General features: G+C 67.0%; 5 protein-coding genes. 3 read left to right on the top strand and 2 right to left on the bottom strand.

Annotated elements, in window-relative coordinates; genetic code table 11:
- Positions 1–394: 394 nt before the first annotated feature.
- Positions 395–706 carry a transposase gene (locus tag V6U77_RS29690; RefSeq protein WP_013283497.1) on the top strand — a complete coding sequence of 104 codons (312 nt, stop codon included), beginning with the start codon at positions 395–397 and terminating at the stop codon, positions 704–706.
- Positions 703–1,413 (top strand): IS3 family transposase, encoded by a 711-nt coding sequence (locus tag V6U77_RS29695; protein ID WP_334610047.1) that lies wholly within the window; start codon positions 703–705, stop codon positions 1,411–1,413. Before V6U77_RS29690 ends, V6U77_RS29695 begins: the two co-directional genes overlap by 4 nt.
- Here V6U77_RS29695 and V6U77_RS29700 read toward each other — a convergent pair.
- The gene (locus V6U77_RS29700; protein ID WP_442934540.1) at positions 1,310–2,599 is read right to left on the bottom strand and encodes an IS30 family transposase; all 1,290 of its coding nucleotides are present in this window, start codon (positions 2,597–2,599) and stop codon (positions 1,310–1,312) included. The two genes, V6U77_RS29695 and V6U77_RS29700, sit on opposite strands and share 104 nt — an antisense overlap.
- Between V6U77_RS29700 and V6U77_RS29705 the strand changes: the two genes are divergently transcribed.
- Complete coding sequence (locus tag V6U77_RS29705) at positions 2,481–3,083, top strand: IS3 family transposase (RefSeq protein WP_334610049.1); 603 nt, start codon at positions 2,481–2,483, stop codon at positions 3,081–3,083. The two genes, V6U77_RS29700 and V6U77_RS29705, sit on opposite strands and share 119 nt — an antisense overlap.
- A 38-nt stretch (positions 3,084–3,121) precedes the next feature.
- Here V6U77_RS29705 and V6U77_RS29710 read toward each other — a convergent pair.
- Positions 3,122–3,330, bottom strand: a 209-nt coding sequence (locus V6U77_RS29710) for a transposase (protein ID WP_334609829.1), incomplete at its 5' end; no start/stop codon positions are given.

A 3,330-nucleotide genomic window follows, 5' to 3' on the forward strand; every position in this document is an offset into this window, starting at 1 on the left:
GTCGTTCAGTGTCGCGGTCATCACGGCACCCTCCTCACCAGGCACAACGCCTGGCAGGTCAGGCCGGAAACACCGTTAGGTCCACACTCCCAGAGCAGTCGGCGCGGGTTCTTCGGACTGATGGGCAAGATCGGCATAACCGTGGTCGGAGCAGCTGCGGGTGTCACCGCGCTGGGCCGCGAAGCGTTCGCAGCACCATTGGCCACTTGGCGGTGCTGTGACTTGGCCTTCGGGCAGCCCAACTGTCCCATCAACTCCAGTGGCGCATACTATTGCACCAGCGGCAGCATGAAGACTTGGTGCTGCTGCTCAGGCGGCCGCACTTACTGAGCCACCCCCGCTTTCATGGAGCTTCTTGACCATGGTCTGATGGCCGTGGGGGAGGAAGTCGTCCGTGGCAGCACCGAAGAAGTACCCCGATGAGCTACGTCAGCGCGCTGTGCGCCTGTATCGCGAGTCGGACCCGAAGCCCGTCATCCGGCGCCTGGCCGAGCAGCTCGGCGTGCATCACGAGGCGCTCAGGAACTGGATCCGGCAGGCCGAGGCCGACGCCGACGAGCGTCACGACCGGCCGACCAGCGAGATGGCCGAGGAGAACCGCCGGCTGCGCCGGGAGGTCGCCGAGCTGCGGCGGGCGAACGAGATCCTGAAGGCCGCGAGCGCGTATTTCGCGGCGGAGCTCGACCCGACCCGGCGACGGTCATGAGGTTCATCCACGAACACCGTGACCAGTTCGCGGTCGCGCTCCTGCTACGGGTCCTGAACATCGGCGCCTCGACCTACTACGCGTGGGTGAAGCAGGCCGAGCAGCCCTGCGACCGCGACGTGGTCGACCTGGGGCTGATCTCCAACATCCACGAGATCTGGGAGACATCGGGGCGCACCTACGGCGCGGACCGGGTGCATCGGCAGCTGCGCCGTGACGGCATCCATGTGGGCCGCAAACGCATCGAGCGGCTGATGGCCGAGCAGGGCTGGCAGGGGGCGTTCCTGCGTCGAGGCTGGCGCGGCGGCTCCACCCGGCAGGACCCGCGGCACATCCCGGCGCCGGATCTGGTCAACCGGCAGTTCACCGCAGCGGGGCCGAACCGCCTGTGGGTCGCCGACGCCACCCGCATACCGTGCGGCGAAGGGGTGTTCTGGCTCGCCGCGGTCCGGGATGTGTTCTCCCGCCGGATCGTGGGGTGGAAGACCTCCGACCGCTGCGACACCGACCTGATCCTCGCCGCCCTCGAATACGGCATCTGGTCGCGCGACGTCCGCGACGGCCAGTTGATCCACCACTCGGACAGGGGATCGAACGGCGGATTCAACCGGTCGTCGCAACACCGCTGCTTTGGATCGAGCGTAACTGTTCGTTCATGGCTTCGGCTGGCGTTCTCCAGCCGAGTGTCTTACGTGGTCGGTTGTTGAGGGTGGCGGCCACGGCGTCGAGGTCGTAGCGGCCCCAGCGGGCCAGGTCGGTGCCCTTGGGGAAGTACTGGCGCAGCAGACCGTTGGTGTTCTCGTTGGTGCCGCGCTGCCATGGGCTGTGCGGATCGGCGAAGTAGACCCGGACGCCCGTGTCGATCCTCAGCTGGGCGTGCTGGGCGAGTTCTTTCCCGCGGTCCCAGGTCAGTGTCCGGCGCAGCCGATCCGGCAGGGTGGTGATCGTTGCGGCGATCGCATCGCGGACGGCCTCAGCACCGCGACCGGCCAATGCTGGGCCGTTCTTCACGCGCGGCTCGACGCCCCAGCCGTCCATTCGTGGCAGGTGCAGCAGCATCGTGAAGCGGGTCGTTCGCTCGACGAGCGTGCCGATCGCGGATCGGTCCAGCCCGATGATGAGGTCTCCCTCCCAGTGCCCCGGGACGGCACGGTCGCTGGCCTCGGCGGGCCGTTCGCTGATCATCACCTCCGGGGTGACCATGCCGTCACGACGCCGCCGGGCCCGAGCACGTGGCACGCGCAAGGCGCGGCCCGTGCGCAGACAGGCGACCAGATCACGCTTCAACGCGCCCCGTCCCTGGATGAACAGGGACTGATAGATCGCCTCGTGCGAGATGCGCATGCCGTCATCATCGGGGAAGTCGAGCCTCAGCCGGTGGGAGATCTGCTGTGGGCTCCACGCGTTGGCCCAGCGTCGGTCCTGACGCCGTGGCTTGTTGCGTCCCTTCCACGGTGCCGCCACCGGGCCCGGCACCGGCGTCCCGTCGGGGCACCGGACCTGGCCCGAGAGCCGCTCCTGCACGTATTCGCGCAGCCGCTCATTGGTGACCAACTTCGCCACCTTCGGACGCCTCGCGAGCAGTTCTGCCTTCCACTGCGCCACCGACGCCCGGTAGTCGAGCTTGCCTCCCCGGGTCGCCGCGTTGCGGCGCAACTCTCGGGAGACAGTCGAAGGGTCACGACCCAGTCGACGGGCTATCTCCCTGACCCCGAGGCCCTGGCCCTTGAGCAGGGCGATCTCTTCGCGTTCGGCGAACGACAGATACCGGCCCGTGACCTGGGCAACCATCAACAGCGGCATGCCGCCACGCTGCCGGAACCACCTGCTTCCGACCGCTTGCGACACACCCACCGCGGTCCCGGCGTCCTCGCTGGTCAGCCCTCTGGCGATCTCACGCCAGAACAAGCGCTCGACTTCCCGCCGCAGCGACGGCTTTCCTGGGGACTTCATCGGCGACCTGCCCGTCAACGCCTTCATCCACCCCGCCGGCCTGCCCATCGACACCTCCAAGATTGAGGTGTTGCGACGACCGGTTGAACTCACCAACTACACGTCGTTCCGCTTCTCAGAACGCTTACAGGACAACGGGATCCTGCCCTCCATGGGCTCCGTCGGCGACTCATACGACAACGCGCTGATGGAGAACTTCTGGTCAACGTTGAAAATCGAACTCGTCTACCGCACCTCGTGGCGGACCCGCGACGAGGCCGAGAACGCGATCTTCGCCTACATCGACGGCTGGTACAACACACGCCGCATCCAACGCGAGCTGGGCTACCTCAGCCCGAACGAGTACGAGACCGCCTGGCACAGCCGCCAGACGCAACCAGCTGAGCCACCTATCGCCATCCCGGCACCAGCCGGGAGCAGGTAACGGGCCTGTCTCGCTAAGGGTGTTTCCGGCGATCTTGGTTAGTAGGTCTCGGCGTTCGGGAAGCGGTCGCTGAAGGTGATGGCGAAGGCGTTCAATGCGGGTTTCCAGCGCATGGTCCATCGGGTTCTGCCTGCTCCGGTGGGGTCCAGGGACCGGGTCACCAGGTACAGACACTTCAACGCGGCCTGCTCGTTGGGGAAGTGGCCGCGGGCCTTGACCGCCCGCCGGTAGCGGGCGTTCAAGGATT

It is taken from the genome of Micromonospora sp. CPCC 205546 (genome assembly GCF_036902715.1).
Taxonomy (GTDB): Bacteria; Actinomycetota; Actinomycetes; order Mycobacteriales; family Micromonosporaceae; genus Micromonospora.

Bases quoted from the DNA above. Each gene is read 5' to 3' on its own strand.
- V6U77_RS29695 (WP_334610047.1), top strand. From the start codon at position 703: ATGAGGTTCATCCACGAACACCGTGACCAGTTCGCGGTCGCGCTCCTG.